Here is a 17428-nt window from a genome sequence, read left to right as displayed (position 1 = left end):
TTTTATAAGATTTACTTACGACGCCAAGTCGTGCCTTCTGGGCCATCTTCCAGAACAATGCCCAACTCATTTAGCTTATCACGTGCAAGGTCAGCGTTAGCCCAATCCTTCGAAGCACGAGAGTCATTACGTAGCTTAATAAGGCCTTCGATTTCTGCTACTTCGTCATCATTGCCAGCAGCATCACCTTTAAGGAAAGCTTCTGGGTCTTGATGAAGAATACCGATGATGTCGGCAAGTTCACGCATCAATGCACCTAGAGCACTTGCTTTTTCAATGCTTTCAGTCTTGATACGGTTGATTTCACGAGCCATTTCAAACAGCACTGAATAAGCTTCAGGTGTATTGAAATCATCGTTCATTGCCGTAGAGAAACGAGTTACATACTCTTGACCACCAGCCGGAGCTGCTTTTAGGTCTAGGCCACGAAGTGATGTGTATAAACGCTCTAACGATGCACGAGCTTGGTTTAGGTTATCTTCACTGTAGTTCAGTTGGCTACGGTAGTGACCAGACATTAGGAAGTAACGCACGGTTTCTGCATCGTAGTGCTGGAGCACGTCGCGGATAGTGAAGAAGTTACCTAGTGACTTAGACATTTTTTCTCTGTCTACCATCACCATGCCGCTGTGCATCCAAGTATTCACATATTGGGTGCCGTGTGCGCAGCAAGATTGTGCAATTTCGTTCTCGTGGTGCGGGAACTGTAGATCTGAACCACCGCCATGAATATCGAAATGGTTACCAAGGATAGACGAGTTCATTGCTGAACATTCAATGTGCCAACCTGGACGACCTGGACCCCATGGCGATTCCCACGTAGGTTCACCTGGCTTAGACATCTTCCAAAGAACGAAATCTAACGGGCTACGTTTTGCAGAATCAACATCAACACGAGCACCAGCTTGAAGCTGGTCAAGATCTTGCTTAGAAAGCTTACCGTATTCGTCGAATTTCTTAACTTCGAACATTACGTCACCGTTGCTTGCAACATAAGCAAAACCACGATCAATCAGCTTTTGAACAAGCTCAATGATTTCAGTGATGAATTCCGTTGCGCGAGGCTCAACATCTGGGCGCTTCATGTTCAATGCATCGAAGTCTGCGTGCATTTCACCGATAAGACGCTCAGTCAGCGAATCACAAGATTCGCCGTTTTCGTTAGCACGCTTGATGATTTTGTCATCGATATCCGTGATGTTACGAACGAAGTTCAGATCGTAACCAAGGTAACGAAGGTAGCGAGTTACTACGTCGAAAGAAACGAACGTACGGCCATGACCAATATGACAGAGATCGTATATGGTTACCCCACAGACATACATACCGACTTTGCCAGCTGTAATTGGTTTGAATTCCTCTTTCTGTCTTGTGAGCGTGTTATATATCTTCAGCATGATCTCTATCTATTTTATGGATTAATCAAAAATAAGCTCGCAGTATAACAAGTCATACCTTAATAGGTAATCCCCCAAAGCAGTAATTACCTCAAACATCCGAGTTAAGTTAATGATTTGGTGATTTGAAAGTCCGCCAACATGCGCTAGAATTCGAACTTCATATTAAAAAGACAGTAAGGTAACAATCATGATCATCCTTCACACAAATTTTGGTGACATCAAAGTTCAACTTAACGAAGAAAAAGCACCAGAAACAAGCGCAAACTTCCTACAGTATTGCCGTGACGGTTTTTACGACAACACGCTATTCCACCGTGTTATCGATGGTTTCATGGTTCAAGGCGGCGGCATGACTTCTGGCCTTAAAGAAAAAACAACTCGCGCGACTATCAAGAACGAAGCAAACAACGGCCTTGCGAACAAAGTGGGCACACTAGCAATGGCTCGTACTATGGAACCGCATTCAGCGAGCTCTCAGTTCTTCATCAACGTTAACGACAACTCTTTCCTAAACTTCCGTAGCGAAAGCCTAGACGGTTGGGGCTACTGTGTATTCGCAGAAGTTGTTGAAGGCATGGACATCGTAAACAAGATCAAAGGTGTTAGCACTGGCTCTATGGGTATGCACCAAGATGTACCTCTAGAAGAAGTGATCATCACTGGTACTACAATCGAAGCTTAATTACTCGCTTTCGATTAGTATTAATTATAGATGAGCCGATAAATCAGGATATAGGGAGCGAATCGCTCCCTTTTTTAGACCTATGAAAACATATTTTATATCAGATCTGCACCTTGCTCCGTCACGACCAGACATCACCGACTGCTTCCTTACTTTCATGAAGAACGAAGCGGTAGAAGCAGATGCGCTCTACGTATTAGGTGACCTTTTCGAATTCTGGATTGGTGACGACGACAAAAGTGAGTTCGCGACTTCTATTCGCCAAGCGTTTATTGATTTAGTGAAAACAGGCGTACCTTGTTACTTCACACAAGGTAACCGTGATTTCCTCGTCGGCAAAAAATTTGCCAAGCAAACGGGCGTGCAACTTCTAGACGAAGTATCAACGATCGATATCTACGGACAAAAAGCAGTCGTGTTACATGGTGATACCCTGTGTACCGAAGATGTAAAATATCTCGCCTTCCGCGAAAAAGTGCATCAACCATGGCTGCAATGGGTCTTCAACAGAATTCCATTTTTCATCAAGAAGAAAATTGTCTCGAAGGTTCAATCTGATATCAAAGATGACAAGCAGACAAAATCTCTCGACATCATGGATGTGACACAACAAGAAGTCGAAGATGTGATGGAGCGAAACAATGTCGATCTTATGATCCACGGCCATACTCATCGCCCTGATATCCACACGTTTAATGTAAATGATTGCACTAAAACCCGTATCGTATTGGGTGATTGGTATACTCAAGGTTCAGTGCTGGTGTTCACTCCGCAAAGTTTTGACCTACAGAATCGAGAGTTTAGCAATAGCTTTTAACATCCGTCTTAAACTTTCACTTTGATTATTATTGTCGGTCAGACTTTCTTAGATTGTGTATGGTAATTTTCACTGAATTAGCTATTATCTCTCTATCAGAAATAAACCGAACACAGTACCAAGTTGAAATATTCATACGTAGCGCGTCAACCAATACTCGACACAGGCAAGAAAACCATAGGTTACGAGTTGCTATTCAGGGATGGTCCTAAGAACACTTTCCCTGAAGTAGAGCCGGAGCTCGCTACTAGCCGTTTGCTTTCCGACCACTTTTTATCAACTCACTATAATACGTTGGGTGATAAGCTGGGGTTCGTGAACTTTCCTTATGCAAGCCTGATTAACTTGGTCCCTACCCTATTTCCAAAAGAAAGCCTTGTTGTTGAGGTTCTTGAAGACTGCGAACCAACCGACGAATTACTTGAAGCAATCAAAACCATCTATAACGCGGGTTATACCATCGCATTGGATGACTTTGTACCAAGCAAAGCGTGGAAGCGTTTCTTACCGTACGTTTCAATTATCAAGTTTGATATCCGTTTGATCTCAATCGCGAAAGCTTCGATGTTCATGAACTCTCTCAAAGGGTTGGACATTAAGTTCCTCGCCGAAAAGGTCGAAACTTACGATGAATATCAAGAAGCAAACCAAGCAGGCTTCACCTACTTCCAAGGTTATTTCTTTAGTAAGCCGGAAATGATCCAAACTCGCGCTCTCAACCCTGCGTTTTTGACGATTGTTCAGCTGTTGAAAGAGATCGCTAACGACCCTATCGACTTCGGTGAAGTAGAACGTCTGATTACATTAGACGTAACGCTGTCTTACAAGTTACTTGCCTATGTGAACTCCGCTGGCGGATCAGCAACAACCATCCGCTCATTCCGCCAAGCGCTTATTTTCCTTGGCGAGCAAAAGCTACGCAAGTTCGTTTCACTTGTGGCGATTGCATCTGCGAAAGAAGACAAGCCAGATTCACTCTATGGCTTAGCGGTGTTACGCGCACGTGAGTGTGAACTGTTAGTCGAAAAGATGAATGTGAAGGTTGAACCTGGACAAGCCTTTTTGACCGGTATGTTCTCGCTACTCGATTCACTGTTTGACCAACCGTTGAAACAAGTGTTGGATTCTGTACCGATTGATGAAGAGATAAAACAGGCTCTGATACAACGTAAAGGTGTATTAGGTGCAATCTTGGCGATGGTTATCGCTTATGAGCAAGCTCGATGGGATGAAGCAACACGCATTCGTAAACTGCTCAAGTTAAGTGAAGCAGAACTCGGGCAAGCTTATGACGAAGCGACGACTTGGGCTCAAGAGCTCTTGTCCCCGACATTGAAATAGTTCACTTCACACACCCGCCCCAATGGAAACTAAGCTTTGGTGAGCTATCGTTTCTTGGTAAACTCCACGCATTCATTTATGGCCTCTTAATAGAGGCCATTTTTACAGGATTTGACTATGTCTTCATGCCCATGCGGTAGCAAAAATACTTACCAACAATGTTGCGAATCAGCACACCTTAACCACAGTGCAGTTGAAACACCCGAGCAATTGATGCGCTCACGTTATTCTGCACATGTACTTGGTTTGGTTGATTATGTGGTTGCTACTTACCACCCGAGTTGTAATGCAGAAGCACAGAGAGAAGGTATTGCCGAATCCATAGATAGTGATTGGGCGGGCTTAGAAGTCATAAATACTGAAGCAGGTTCACGAGAGAACGAAGGCTTTGTTGAGTTTAAAGCTTACTTCAATGAAGACGGCGAACAATACTGCATGCAAGAGCGCTCGCGTTTCGTGCGTGAAGATGGTCTTTGGTACTATATTGATGGCACTTTCCCCGCTCAAGAAAGCGGACAAGAAGAGTTAGCAGAGCCAGAGATTGACCCTCGCTTAAATCAGACCGTTGAGAGCTTTAAGATCGGCCGTAACGACCCATGTATTTGTGGCAGCGGCAAGAAATATAAAAAGTGCTGCGGGTAACTCGAACACCTAGAAAGTAAGCTTAAGAGAAGAGATTCCTGATGTCGCTTAGGCTCCTCGGAATGGCGAGGCCTAAAGGTGAAGAGATGTACTCTGGAATTGAACGCAAAAAAAGCCCCGTAAACATATTTGTTTACGGGGCTTTTGCCTGTCTTTTACGTGATTCTATTAATCTAAAGAGGCTTACTTATGACGCTCTTTTAGCTTGTTCACCACATCGTTCATCGATAGGCCTTGGTCTTGCAATAATACCATTAGGTGATAAATCAAATCTGCCGATTCACACACTAGTTCCGCCTTATCGCCCGACGTCGCCGCAAGCGCGACTTCAACGCCTTCTTCGCCCACTTTTTGCGAAATACGCTTGGTACCGCGGGCATATAGACTGGCAGTATAAGAAGACTCAGGGTCTGCGTCCTTGCGGGCAGCCAGTAGCTGCTCAAGCTGATGAAGCCACACCATCTGAGACTCTTGCTGTTTGTCTCCATCCCAGCACGCTGTTGTGCCTGTGTGGCACGTTGGGCCAATGGGATTAACCTTAACCAGCAAGGTATCATTGTCACAATCCAAGGCGATGTTTTGCAGTTGCAATACGTTGCCCGAGGTTTCACCTTTCGTCCAAAGACGCTCTTTAGTACGAGAGAAGAACGTCACGTGGCCAGTTTCACCGGTTTTCTCAAGCGCTGCTGGGTTCATGTATCCCATCATCAACACTTGGCTAGATTGGTAATCCTGAACAATAGCTGGCACTAAGCCATCCACTTTTTTCCAATCAATACGCTCTGACAATGCGCCTACTTCTGTTTTTGATAAGCTTACGGGTTCAAAACTCATAGTCGCACCTCTACATCTTGTTGTTTTAAATACTGTTTAAGTTCACCAATATTGATGACTTGTTTGTGGAATACCGAAGCCGCTAATGCTCCGTCCACGTTGGTCTTTTTATAAGCTTCAGCAAAGTGCTCCATCGCGCCAGCGCCACCAGAGGCAATCAATGGCACGTTACACACTTCACGCACCATGTTTAACTGTTCGATATCATAGCCGTTGCGAACACCATCTTGGTTCATCATGTTTAACACAATCTCACCTGCGCCGCGTTTTTGTACTTCTTGCACCCAGTCTTTGGTCTCCCATTTGGTTGCTTTAGTACGCGCTTCATCACCAGTGAATTGATAAACCTGATATTTACCCGATTCTTTATCGAAGTATGAATCGATACCGACAACGATACACTGCACGCCGAACTTATCAGCAAGGTCAGTGATCAATTGAGGGTTAGCCAATGCAGGTGAGTTGATGGATACTTTATCCGCACCAAACTCAAGAATACGTGCTGCATCTTCAGCCGATTTGATACCACCAGCTACACAGAAAGGGATATCAATCACTTCCGCTACACGTTTCACCCAGCTCTTATCGACAACACGACCATCACTTGATGCCGTGATATCGTAAAATACTAATTCATCCGCGCCCTCTTCTGCATAGCGCTGTGCTAGCGGAACGATGTCGCCAATAATTTCGTGGTTACGGAACTGAACACCCTTTACCACTTGTCCATCACGGACATCCAAACAAGGGATTATTCGCTTTGCCAACATGCAAATGCCTCCTCTGCTGTGAATTTGCCATCAAGTAACGCACGACCCACAATCACACCAGCAACGCCGCTACCTTTAAGCGCTTCGATATCAGCTAAGCTGCCAATGCCACCCGATGATTGGAATTGAACCTGTGGGTACTGCTTACAAAGATCAACATAGAGCTCTACGTTTGACCCTTCTAACGTGCCGTCACGTGAAATATCAGTACACAGAACATGTTTCAGGCCAACCGTTAGGTAGTCTTCAATTAGTGCTTCAATCGTCACACCTGAATCTTCTTGCCAACCTGAAATCGCGACTTTACGAGTCCCGGTTTCATCTATATTGATGTCCAGAGCCAACACGATTTTTTCAGCCCCGTATTTTTCCATCCAACCTTTAACAAGCTCAGGTTGTTTCACCGCTGTTGAACCAACTACAACGCGCTGCGCGCCTGCTTCAAGTAGGTCTACCACGTCTTGCTCGTTACGAACACCGCCACCAATTTGGATATTGGCAGGCGTACTAGCAAGTAGCTTAGCAATGAGATCAAGTTGACGAGCAGTTGTGTCTTTTGCACCCGTTAAGTCAACAAGGTGAAGCCAACCTGCGCCAGCTTGGTGGTACAAGTTAAACTGCTCTGCTGGATCGACTTTGTATTCTGTTACTTGCCCGTAATCCCCTTGGAATAAGCGAACTACTTGGCCTTCAATTAAATCTAATGCGGGAATAATCATTTACATTCCTTATATGGCAACGTTAGCGGCTGCCTAATCCTTACTACAATTCCAAGAAGTTCTGAATCAGCTTAGAGCCAGCTTTTGACGAACGCTCTGGGTGGAACTGAACACCATAATAGTTGCCACTTTGCACTGCAGCTGTAAACGGATTACCGTAATCACATTGTGCGATTGTGTAGTCACCCACAGGCATTGCGAAGCTGTGTACAAAGTAGAAGTATTCGCCTTCTTCAATGTCTTTGAATAGAGGGTGATTAGGTGTCGCGGTGACTGTGTTCCAACCCATATGTGGTAGCGGTAAATCACCCGTTTCAAGCAAACGAACTTCACCATCACACAAGCCTAAACATTCAACTAACGCGTCTGCCTTTTGGCCTTTCTCTTGAGACAATTTACCTAACAGTTGCATACCTAAACAAATACCCAGCAGAGGCTTCTCTACCTGCTTCACAAGAGAGACAAGGTCACGCTCTTGCAAGTTCTTCATTGCCTCACTCGCTGTGCCTACACCGGGTAGGAATAGCTTGTCGGCAGCAAGGACGACTTCTGGTTCTTTTGAAATCTCAACCGCATAGCCCAAACGTTCAATCGCAAATTTCACCGATGAAACGTTGGCACAACCGGTATCAATGATGACTACTTTCTGCTCTTTCATACCGATTCCTTACAGGACGCCTTTGCTGCTTGGTAACTCGTTACCTTCAACTTTAATTGCTTGGCGAAGAGTACGACCAAACGCTTTAAACAAGCTCTCAATGATGTGGTGATCATTATTGCCAGCAGAAGAAAGGTGTAACGTACAAGCTAGCGTATCAGTTAGAGAACGGAAGAAGTGAACCACCATCTCAGTCGAAAGGTCACCCACTTGCTCACGGCTGAACTTAGCATCGAACTTAAGGTATGGGCGACCAGAAAGGTCTAGCGCACACTGAGCTAAACACTCATCCATTGGTAGGCTGAAACCAAAGCGACCGATACCACGTTTGTCACCTAGCGCATCTTTCAGAGCTTGGCCTAACGCAAGCGCCGTGTCTTCTACCGTGTGGTGATCATCAATGTGTAGATCACCCTTCACGGTCAGGTTCATTTGGAAACCACCGTGCGTCGCAATTTGATCAAGCATGTGATCGAAGAACCCCATGCCAGTATCGATCTTGTTACCACCGGTTTCATCAAGGTTTACCGCTACTTTGATGTCAGTTTCTTTAGTCGTACGAACCACTTCAGCAATACGAGCATTAACCGTTAGATCTTTAACGATCTGTGGCCAGTTGAGTGTGCCTTCCGTTTGCGCATCCGGTCCATATTGGATGCCACGGATTGCCATGTTCTCTGCAAGTTGAAGATCCGTCATTCGATCGCCAATCACAACTGACTTTTGGAAGTCGACTTTACCGCCTTGAAGGTATTCTTTAACCATACCTAGCTTTGGTTTACGGCAAGAACAGTTGTCTTCATCAAAGTGAGGGCAGATTAGAACATCATCAAACTTAACGCCCTGAGATTCAAAGAACTCCATCATCATATTGTGTGGAGCATCGAACTCTTCTTGTGGGTAGCTATCTGTACCTAGACCATCTTGGTTGGTGACCATCACTAAGCGATAGCCAGCATCTTGCAGTGCAAGTAGGCTAGGAATCACTAACGGTTCGAATTTTAGTTTGTCTAAACGGTCTACTTGAAAGTCGACTGGCGGCTCAACAATTAAGGTGCCATCACGGTCTATAAAAAGTATTTTCTGTTGTTTACTCACTTGAACTTCCTTTTAATTTTAAATCTGCTGGCCTAGCTAAAATCAACGCTAACCCAAATAATGGTTTCATTTTCCAGCCAGTTATTAATCAACTCAAGACTGACCAATGTTATTACTGATAAGCTATTCGTTACTGATAAAAGTTACGAATGAATCCAAGTGTCTTTTCGCACTCTTCGCGGTTACCAATACTAATGCGAACACAGTCTTCAATAGGCGAATTACGTAAAATAATACCGCTGTCCCATGCTGCTTTGAATAAATCATCACCGTTAGGGAATTTAACCAGAAGGTAATTACCCCAACCATCGAATACCGTAATTTGAGGCATGCCCATAAGGCCCGCTTGTAAATAAGCTCGGTTGGCACTCAAATCAAGAACCTGAAATTTCGCTCTTGCTAACCCGTGTTCTGACAACGCCTGAACAGCAATGTCAGCAACAGGTACTGGTACTGGATAAGGTGCTATCACTTTCAACAGCACATCAATCAGTTCTTGGTTTGCTAAAGTAAATCCGCAACGTAAACCCGCCAATGCAAATGCTTTCGAGAGAGTACGAAGAATCGCTAGATTCGGATACTGAGCCAGTAAATCAACCGTTGATGCTTCAGGGCAGAAGTCGATGTATGCTTCGTCCATCACCACAATCGCTTTATCTTGAGTTATTTCAAGCAGCTTGATGATGTCTTTACGATTGACCAAGTTACCGGTTGGGTTATTTGGGCTGCAAACAAAGACGACTTTTACATTATCGAGTTGAGCTTCAATAGCAGGAAGATCCAATTGCCATTCAGACGTCAAAGGCACAACCTTACGCTCAACACCAATCGTCTCGGCACTGATAGCGTACATACCGTAGGTTGGTGGGCAGTAAAGAATCGCGTCTTCATTTGGCTCACAGAACGCACGAATTAAAAGTTCGATACCTTCGTCAGCACCACGAGTAGTCAACGTCTGCTCTGCTGCAACACCTGCATACTGTGCGTAAGCGTCGATCAGTTCTTTCGGCTGACACTCACTGTAACGATTAAGTCGAGTCAGATTTAAGCTGTACTCGTTATCAAACGGAGATTCGTTGGCATTCAACCATACATCTCCGCTGCCACCAATGCGTCTTGCAGACAAGTAAGGTGTAAGAGCCTGAACTTGTTTTCTTGCTAACTTCTCCATGCTCTACCCTTATTTCGCTTTATTTAACTTTTCAATTCGGATAGTCACCGCACGTTTGTGCGCATCCAAACCTTCGGCTTCCGCCATTGTTACTACTGTTGGCGCTAGGCCTTTTAAGCCATCAGCCGTTAACTCTTGTACCGTCATACGCTTAGAAAAATCAGCCAAACCTAGGCTTGAATAGGTTTTGGTATAGCCATAAGTCGGTAATACGTGGTTTGTACCGGAAGCGTAATCACCCGCAGACTCTGGAGACCAGTCACCAAGGAAGATTGAACCTGCATTATCTAGTAATGGCAGAAGTTCGCGTGGGTTCTTGGTTTGAACAATCAAGTGTTCAGGTCCGTAGAAGTTCGAAATCGCAATTGCTTGAGTGATCGATTCTGCAATGATAATTAGGCTTGATGCTAATGCTTGCTGAGCAATCGTAGCGCGAGACAGCTCTTTCAACTGCTTTTGTACCGCTTCGGTTACTTGGTCTGCCACAATTGGAGATGGTGTTACCAATACCACTTGTGAATCAGGACCGTGTTCTGCTTGGCTTAGTAGGTCTGCCGCAATGAAGTCCGCGTCTGCGGTTTCATCAGCAATCACCAACACTTCAGATGGGCCTGCAGGCATATCAATCGCCGCGCCGCGGAAATCGTTACTCACTTGGCGTTTAGCTTCGGTTACGTAAGCGTTACCTGGACCAAAGATTTTATCGACCTTCGCAACACTCTCTGTACCGTAAGCCATTGCAGCAACCGCTTGACCACCGCCGACATTGTAGACCTCATCGATTTTACAAAGCTTAGCGACATACAAGATTTCATCGGCAATTGGCGGAGGCGAACAAAGCACAACCTTACGACAACCAGCAATCTGAGCAGGAACACCCAACATAAGAACCGTTGATGGAAGTGGAGCGCTGCCCCCAGGGATGTACAAACCCACCGTATTAATAGCGCGAGTCACTTGCTCACAAACCACACCGGGTTGAGTTTCAACCTTAATTGGTTGAGGTTTTTGAGCTTCGTGGAACTTAGCGATATTACGATAAGCTTGCTCAAGCGCTTGCTTCATCTCTGGTGTCAAACGCGCGCAGGCTTCTTCGATCTCTTCAGAACGTACTCGAATCGATTCCGGTGTCACACCATCAAACTTTTCGGTCAGTTCTTTGAGCGCTGCATCGCCTTCATTTCTTACTTTTGCAATTACACCAGACACAGTCGCTGTGATATTCGCACCTTCAGCAATCGCTGGGCGCTCTAATACTGAGTCTTGCTGTGATTCACTTAATGATTGCCAAACAACGGTTCTCATGGCAGTTACCCCATCATTTTTTCGATTGGTAGTACTAGGATTGAGCTTGCACCCAACTCTTTCAATTGTTCCATGGTTTCCCAGAACAAGTTCTCTGTACTTACTAGGTGAACGGCAACTTTGTCTTTGTCTGTTGATAGAGGAAGAACCGTTGGATCTTCAGCGCCAGGCAGTAGTGCTTTGATTTGCTCAAGCTGAGAGGTTGGTGCATGAAGCATGATGTACTTAGACTCTTTCGCTTGTTGAACACCCTGCATACGAGTCAGTAGCTTTTCAATCAATGCAGTCTTGTCAGCGTCGAAATCACCAACACGTTGAATCAGTGTTGCTTTAGACTGGAAGATAGCTTCTGCTTCTTTAAGGCCGTTTGCTTCTAGCGTCGCACCTGTAGAAACTAAATCGGCGATAGCGTCTGCTAGGCCAGCTCGAGGAGCCACTTCAACCGAGCCTGTTAGCATACAAGTGCTGAATTCAACACCCTGCTCGTCCATGTAGGCTTTTAGTAGTTGTGGGTAAGTGGTCGCAATACGTTTGCCAGCTAAATCTTGTGGCCCGTTGTATTCTTCGTCTTTGTTGATAGCGATAGAGAGGCGGCAGCCACCGAAGTCTAAGCGACGTAGTGTGCGAAACTCTGAAGGCTCTTTAAGAGCAACACGGTCTAGGCGAACTTCTTCCAGTTCATTTTCACCGATGAAACCAAGGTCAACGACACCATCCATGATAAGACCTGGGATGTCATCGTCACGAACTAATAACAAGTCGATTGGCATATTTAGTGAATGAACAACTAGACGCTCACCCATGATGTTAAATTTAACACCACATTTTTTAAGTAGATCTTGGCACTCTTTACTTAAGCGACCTTTCTTTTGAATTGCGATTCTTAGGCGTTGTGTCTGCATTGCTATATCCCTGTGCAAATATTTGAATTTATTGATTATTTAAAAGCGTTAAAACTAAAAAACCCCCGGAAGACTTTGTCGTCCCGAGGGTTTAAATCTAAATTCTTTGACTTAACCTCCGGGAGAATTCTTGCTCCCGGGTATACGTAAATCTCCCCGAAAGACTAGATAGGGTGATGATGGTGATGAATGTTCATTACTAGTTTACGCATACTTATCAGCTCTTAGGTTGTTTGCTGTCTTGTCTCCACACTAACTAAGGTCACATCCTTTTTCAACCATTTATTCGAACTTTTTTCACGAAATTTAAAATTAAATTAACAGGCACAAAAAAGGGAGGCTAATGCCTCCCTGATACTTTACTGATTAGCTTTCACTTTTAGCTTTTGCACGTCGCCATTTTGCAACGAGAGAAGTAAGCCAATGCAAAACATACTGCAACAAACGTTAGAGACGCCGCACTAAATGCGATACCAATTGAAGACGTCATACCTAGCGTGATGAAACCAATACACGATACGAACGCTACAGACAATGCATAAGGAAGCTGTGTCGATACGTGGTCAATGTGGTTACAACGAGCACCAGTAGAAGAAAGAATCGTTGTGTCAGAGATTGGAGAACAATGGTCACCAAATACTGAACCAGCCAGAACCGCACTTAGCATAGGTAGAATCAACGCGATGTCAGAAGCTGCAGCCATGTCACCCGCGATAGGAAGCATGATACCAAACGTACCCCAAGATGTACCTGTCGAGAATGCCATTAGGCCAGCAAGAAGGAACAAGATAACAGGTAGCCAGTGGTAATCAATGTTGCCAGTCGCTAGAGATGATAGGTACGAACCTGTCTTCATGTCACCGATAACAGAACCAATAGTCCACGCGAACACAAGGATAAGGATAGCGCCAAACATTGAGCTCGCACCGATCCACATTGTTCTTGCGATATCAGACATAGGTAGCTTTTGCTTGAAGACTGTCGCTAGTGCAACAAGCAGACCTAGAACGCCACCGTAAACAAGAGACTTACCTACATCTGTATTTTCGAACGCACCAAGCAGGTTGAATGCTTGACCGTCAGCAGCCAGCGCTTGGCCACCTGTGTAAAGCATGGCAGCAACTGTTGCTACAATTAGCGATACGATTGGCATAACAAGATCAGAGACAGAACCGTTTTCGCTCTCTTCAATGTCTAGCTCTTCGTTCAGGTCATGAGCTTGCTTTTGATCGTTATCACCATCAAAGCCACGACCTTGTGATGCTTCAATCTCATGCTCACGCATTTTACCAACGTCTAGACCAAACCACGCTACCGCAAATACCATAAGTAGTGCGAATACAGCATAGAAGTTCATTGGGATAAGACGAACGTAAGCACCCAGTGCAGAATACTCTGTCACACCGTGCGTTACTAAGATGCCACCAATAATAGTAATGATGTAAGCACCCCAGCTAGATGCTGGCATGATCACACACATAGGAGCAGCAGTAGAATCTAGGATATAAGCTAGCTTAGCGCGAGATACATAGAAGCGGTCTGTTACAGGGCGAGAGATAGCACCTACCGCTAAGCTGTTGAAGTAATCATCAACAAAGATGAATACGCCTAAGAAGGCAGCAAGTAGTTTTGAACCACGTTTGCTCTTCACGCGAGACTGTGCCCATTCAGCGAATGCGCGAGTACCGCCAGAAAGTGTCAATAGAGCGGTCATCATTCCAAGGATAAGTAGGAATGCGATAATGCTCATGTTCCAAGTGTTGATACCACCATCTTCGATGAAAACACCAGATGCTTTAGTAAACACGTAGCTAGCTGCGTTACCTACTGAATAGTCAGCAAGTAGAATCGCACCCATGACGATACCGACACCCAAAGAAACCAATACACGGCGGGTAACAATAGCAAGAGTCAATGCAACCAAAGGAGGAAGCAGCGATAAAGGCGATGTTGCAAAATCTATTAAATTCATGATCTTCAAAAACCAGTTTTTTATTTGGCTAGAGATCTACTGCAGACAAACTTGATACGACTTATCAAGCTCATGTTGAACTAAGCGAAAGGGAAGTGAACACTTCACCCAACCCTACAGTAGCGCTCCATAGTTTAAAATTAAGACTATGGCAGTGTTGTACCTATTGAGCACAACCCCAGCAAATTGCTTAGATATACAATTTACTTCGGCAATTAGACCTTTCATTCCCGTTCATTGGCATCACCCCAACGAAAACTACTTTTTATAATTGCACCTCTACGTGCGATAACATTATTAACCGTGCAAACCAGAGTTTAACAACAAATTAACCAAAGCATCGCATCAGGTAGCCGCAATTGTACTCATCAAGAGCAACAATGCAACATATCATTCCGAGAAAAATAGCTTTTTGTTAATGAACTAATCAATACAAAAATAGTCTACATAAAGCAATTACTCCACCAGTCACATATCGATTTTTAAGAGATTCTTAATAATTATTATAAATTCATCAAAAGTGAGCCGTTTCTTTTTCAACTATTCATCTCACTTTTATATTTAAATAACCAATACGAGAAATACTATTTGTTTTATTCCTAGGCTCTGTTTATTATTAGGAAGATTATTTAGTTTACCTTGATGGAAAATATCATGTCTGAATTAACAAAAACTTTATTGAATATCCGTAGCCTTCGCGCATTCTCACGTGAATTAACTCTTGAACAACTTGAAGAAGCGCTAGACAAGCTAACTATTGTTGTACAAGAGCGTCAAGAGTCTGAAGCTGAAGAACAAGCTGCTAAAGCAGAGCAAGAAGCTAAGCTTTCTGCTATTGCTGAACAAATTGCAAAAGACGGCATCGATGTTGCTGATCTTATTGCTGCGCTTTCTGGTGAAGCAAAAACAAAAACAGCAAAAGCTAAACGTGCTCCTCGTCCAGCTAAATACAAATATGTAGATGGCAATGGCGATGAGAAAACTTGGACTGGTCAAGGTCGTACGCCTTCAGCTATCCAAGAACAACTAGATGCTGGTAAATCTCTAGAAGAGTTTGCTATCTAAACATTTAGTTTACTTAGTGAGTAATCAATTACACGCTAAGCAATAGAATTAATATTAAAGTCGACTAAAGTATTATTTACGGCTTCAATATATTCAGAAACAAAAAGGCTCCTTTCGGAGCCTTTTTTATATTTCATTATTAGAAATATAAATGGAAACGATAAAAATATCTTATCTTTCCCAGTATGCTTCTTCTAGACTGTCTTCTCTTTCAGGAAGGCCGCGAGACAAACGTGGAGAGTGCTGAACCAACACCTCATAACTTGCACGGTTTGAATATTTACATACTTGCGAGAAAGATGAATACGTTAAGAATGCATGTTGATGCTTGCTAGAGTTCGGCACATTTTCTTTATGATATTTATTTGCTGCCATATCATGTAATAAAGCCGACAACGCCGCATCCCCTGCACCATTGGTATTTTTGATCTTTTCTGGACCGCCCATGTAAGGTGCGATATGCGAATAAATTTTCGTTGGGTTGTCACATAACTCTTTATGCGCAGGACGACTAAACTCATAACGGTTAAATTCAGCAATCGAGCCTGGTAACAACGGCAATGACGTTTCACGCTTCACAGCGTCTTCAGTGTAACCCGCCATAAACAAGCCAACTGGGCCAGCCGTACATAGAACTAAGTCTACCCACTCTAATGCTTTGTCTGAAGCAGCAAGAGGATCGCTTTCACCAGTTAAGGCTTCTGCTTCGTCTTCATTCATTGCAACAACGGTTACGTGTTGTTCAAGGAAATCTTTCCAAAACTCTGGATCATCTTGAATAACGAATTTAGTACCAAGAGTTAAAACAACAGGCACATCGTATTTCTTCGCATATTCAATCGCCTTCATAGTTGCTTCAGGCATAGGGTCACCTGGTTTACAACGAACTAAATACGCCGTTAATACTAAAGCAGAAGCACTTTTGAAAATTTTCTCAGGGATGCTTTCTGGTTTTAATTGGTTCATTTGTCCTTCGCTAATTGCAAAAGTACGCTCACCATCTTCTGTAATTAATGCAAAGCAGCGACCGATTGCGCCATCTACCCCTTGTAAATGGTTCAGATCCATTCTGCTTGATGTATTACATAAATAGCGGTAACCGTAGCTACCAATTTTAATATCTTGGCTCATTACACCTAACAGTGTTGAACGGTCATCCGCCAATACTGAGTAATTGTGTAATGTGTTACCGATCGTGCCACCAGCGTATTCATTAGTAATCAGGCACTGTTCTTTTAATTCTTGATATAAGGATTCAGCAGCTTCATCACCAATAACCAGTGAATGTCCCTTACTTAGGCCGTATTTTTCGATTAGCTCAGAACTCACTTTCGCTTCAATATCCACCAAAGTTTGGTCAATACCGATAATATGAGTACGTGACATTCTTTTGCTAGTTTGAGCTTGGCTTACTAAAGGATCACGAGCGTGAACCGGAAAATAGTGCTTTGATTTACGTTGTCCAGGGAATTTCATAAGGCTAGTCTAAGTCAAGGGGAAATAGGTGGCGGATTCTACCGCGCTATATTTAACGCGGCAATCTTTCAAACTATAGCAAACGTTTGCCAGGCTATTTTTTTATTCGCCTTCCATAAAGCTTAAATCAGGCAGCATGTTCAAATGCTCGGCGTAACGTTTTTGATTAAATTCAGCGCCGTTTTTCATCACGTCAAATACTTCAATTGCCAGTGCACATGCCATCGCAGCAACTGCCTCTTCACGAGGAGTACCTGTCATCATTAAACGCATCAGTGTCTCTTTCACTTTTACGGGTTGTCCGTCTTCAAGTTGGTTCTCGATAATCTCGATCAACTGTTCTTCTTGCATAAACTCATTTTGTTCAGACATTTTTTTATCTCGGGTCTTGGATTTCGAGCGACTATGCCACATATAGATCTGACATCCTAGCGAGTCTCCTCGCGTTCATGCGATTCTCTAACGAAGTCAGCGCAATATTTGTGCAAATGAAACTGTGATTCCGGTCTCGGATCTGTCACGGTGTTTCTCTTTCTGTTAGAATCTGCGACCAAGTAATAGTAACGGTGTTTAGAC

Annotated in this window: 17 protein-coding genes, 1 riboswitch and 1 other annotated feature; of the genes, 5 read left to right on the top strand and 12 right to left on the bottom strand. The window is 43.9% G+C overall.

All coding sequences use genetic code 11. The features are described from left to right. Positions 1–11: 11 nt before the first annotated feature. Positions 12–1397 carry a cysteine--tRNA ligase gene (cysS, locus tag IHV80_RS05660; protein WP_192890359.1) on the bottom strand — a complete coding sequence of 462 codons (1386 nt, stop codon included), beginning with the start codon at positions 1395–1397 and terminating at the stop codon, positions 12–14. A gap of 190 nt (positions 1398–1587) precedes the next feature. Here cysS and IHV80_RS05655 point away from each other — a divergent pair, with 190 nt between their 5' ends. From IHV80_RS05655 to IHV80_RS05640, 4 genes are all read left to right on the top strand, one after another. Then, on the top strand, positions 1588–2082 hold the full coding sequence (locus IHV80_RS05655) for a peptidylprolyl isomerase (protein WP_004734582.1): 495 nt from the start codon (positions 1588–1590) through the stop codon (positions 2080–2082). 82 nt (positions 2083–2164) lie between these two features. Next, positions 2165–2899: a UDP-2,3-diacylglucosamine diphosphatase gene (gene lpxH, locus IHV80_RS05650; protein WP_192890358.1), complete on the top strand. Its 735-nt coding sequence runs from the start codon at positions 2165–2167 to the stop codon at positions 2897–2899. A 123-nt stretch (positions 2900–3022) separates the two neighbouring features. Beyond that, the gene (locus IHV80_RS05645) at positions 3023–4240 is read left to right on the top strand and encodes an EAL and HDOD domain-containing protein (RefSeq protein ID WP_192890357.1); all 1218 of its coding nucleotides are present in this window, start codon (positions 3023–3025) and stop codon (positions 4238–4240) included. A 117-nt stretch (positions 4241–4357) separates the two neighbouring features. Further along, positions 4358–4882 carry a YchJ family protein gene (locus tag IHV80_RS05640; protein WP_192890356.1) on the top strand — a complete coding sequence of 175 codons (525 nt, stop codon included), beginning with the start codon at positions 4358–4360 and terminating at the stop codon, positions 4880–4882. A gap of 183 nt (positions 4883–5065) precedes the next feature. Here the strand turns inward: IHV80_RS05640 and hisIE are convergent, their stop codons facing one another. The 9 genes from hisIE to IHV80_RS05595 form a co-directional block, all read right to left on the bottom strand. Then, positions 5066–5716 (bottom strand): bifunctional phosphoribosyl-AMP cyclohydrolase/phosphoribosyl-ATP diphosphatase HisIE, encoded by a 651-nt coding sequence (gene hisIE, locus IHV80_RS05635; protein WP_192890355.1) that lies wholly within the window; start codon positions 5714–5716, stop codon positions 5066–5068. Beyond that, complete coding sequence (hisF, locus tag IHV80_RS05630) at positions 5713–6486, bottom strand: imidazole glycerol phosphate synthase subunit HisF (RefSeq protein WP_192890354.1); 774 nt, start codon at positions 6484–6486, stop codon at positions 5713–5715. The genes hisIE and hisF overlap by 4 nt, the downstream gene beginning before the upstream one ends. Beyond that, positions 6468–7205, bottom strand: coding sequence for a 1-(5-phosphoribosyl)-5-[(5-phosphoribosylamino)methylideneamino]imidazole-4-carboxamide isomerase (gene hisA, locus IHV80_RS05625; protein WP_102278365.1), 738 nt, complete (start codon positions 7203–7205; stop codon positions 6468–6470). The genes hisF and hisA overlap by 19 nt, the downstream gene beginning before the upstream one ends. 43 nt (positions 7206–7248) lie before the next feature. Next, on the bottom strand, positions 7249–7863 hold the full coding sequence (gene hisH, locus IHV80_RS05620) for an imidazole glycerol phosphate synthase subunit HisH (protein ID WP_017109918.1): 615 nt from the start codon (positions 7861–7863) through the stop codon (positions 7249–7251). A gap of 9 nt (positions 7864–7872) precedes the next feature. After that, positions 7873–8961 carry a bifunctional histidinol-phosphatase/imidazoleglycerol-phosphate dehydratase HisB gene (gene hisB, locus IHV80_RS05615; protein WP_192890353.1) on the bottom strand — a complete coding sequence of 363 codons (1089 nt, stop codon included), beginning with the start codon at positions 8959–8961 and terminating at the stop codon, positions 7873–7875. Positions 8962–9091: 130 nt separating this feature from the next. Further along, positions 9092–10132 carry a histidinol-phosphate transaminase gene (gene hisC, locus IHV80_RS05610; RefSeq protein ID WP_192890352.1) on the bottom strand — a complete coding sequence of 347 codons (1041 nt, stop codon included), beginning with the start codon at positions 10130–10132 and terminating at the stop codon, positions 9092–9094. A 9-nt stretch (positions 10133–10141) separates the two neighbouring features. Beyond that, complete coding sequence (gene hisD, locus IHV80_RS05605; protein WP_192890351.1) at positions 10142–11437, bottom strand: histidinol dehydrogenase; 1296 nt, start codon at positions 11435–11437, stop codon at positions 10142–10144. 5 nt (positions 11438–11442) lie between these two features. Continuing rightward, positions 11443–12339, bottom strand: a complete 897-nt coding sequence (gene hisG / locus IHV80_RS05600) for an ATP phosphoribosyltransferase (RefSeq protein WP_017060264.1) — start codon at positions 12337–12339, stop codon at positions 11443–11445. Positions 12340–12392: 53 nt separating this feature from the next. Continuing rightward, positions 12393–12528 (bottom strand) — a sequence feature (His leader region). Positions 12529–12718: 190 nt separating this feature from the next. Continuing rightward, positions 12719–14311, bottom strand: coding sequence for a Na+/H+ antiporter NhaC family protein (locus IHV80_RS05595; protein ID WP_065103837.1), 1593 nt, complete (start codon positions 14309–14311; stop codon positions 12719–12721). A gap of 112 nt (positions 14312–14423) precedes the next feature. Then, positions 14424–14601: riboswitch (Lysine riboswitch) on the bottom strand. 364 nt (positions 14602–14965) lie between these two features. Between IHV80_RS05595 and IHV80_RS05590 the strand changes: the two genes are divergently transcribed. Then, on the top strand, positions 14966–15376 hold the full coding sequence (locus IHV80_RS05590) for an H-NS family histone-like protein (RefSeq protein WP_017109924.1): 411 nt from the start codon (positions 14966–14968) through the stop codon (positions 15374–15376). Between the two features lie 171 nt (positions 15377–15547). Here IHV80_RS05590 and IHV80_RS05585 read toward each other — a convergent pair whose 3' ends face one another. Both IHV80_RS05585 and IHV80_RS05580 read right to left on the bottom strand, forming a co-directional pair. After that, positions 15548–16852 carry an inosine/guanosine kinase gene (locus tag IHV80_RS05585; RefSeq protein WP_004734568.1) on the bottom strand — a complete coding sequence of 435 codons (1305 nt, stop codon included), beginning with the start codon at positions 16850–16852 and terminating at the stop codon, positions 15548–15550. Between the two features lie 102 nt (positions 16853–16954). Continuing rightward, positions 16955–17224: a hypothetical protein gene (locus tag IHV80_RS05580; RefSeq protein ID WP_192890350.1), complete on the bottom strand. Its 270-nt coding sequence runs from the start codon at positions 17222–17224 to the stop codon at positions 16955–16957. Positions 17225–17428: the final 204 nt, after the last annotated feature.

Source organism: Vibrio bathopelagicus, from assembly GCF_014879975.1.
In the GTDB taxonomy this organism is placed as follows: Bacteria; Pseudomonadota; Gammaproteobacteria; order Enterobacterales; family Vibrionaceae; genus Vibrio; species Vibrio bathopelagicus.
Note: the sequence above shows the minus strand (reverse complement) of the source record. Positions and strands in the feature narration are given on the sequence as shown.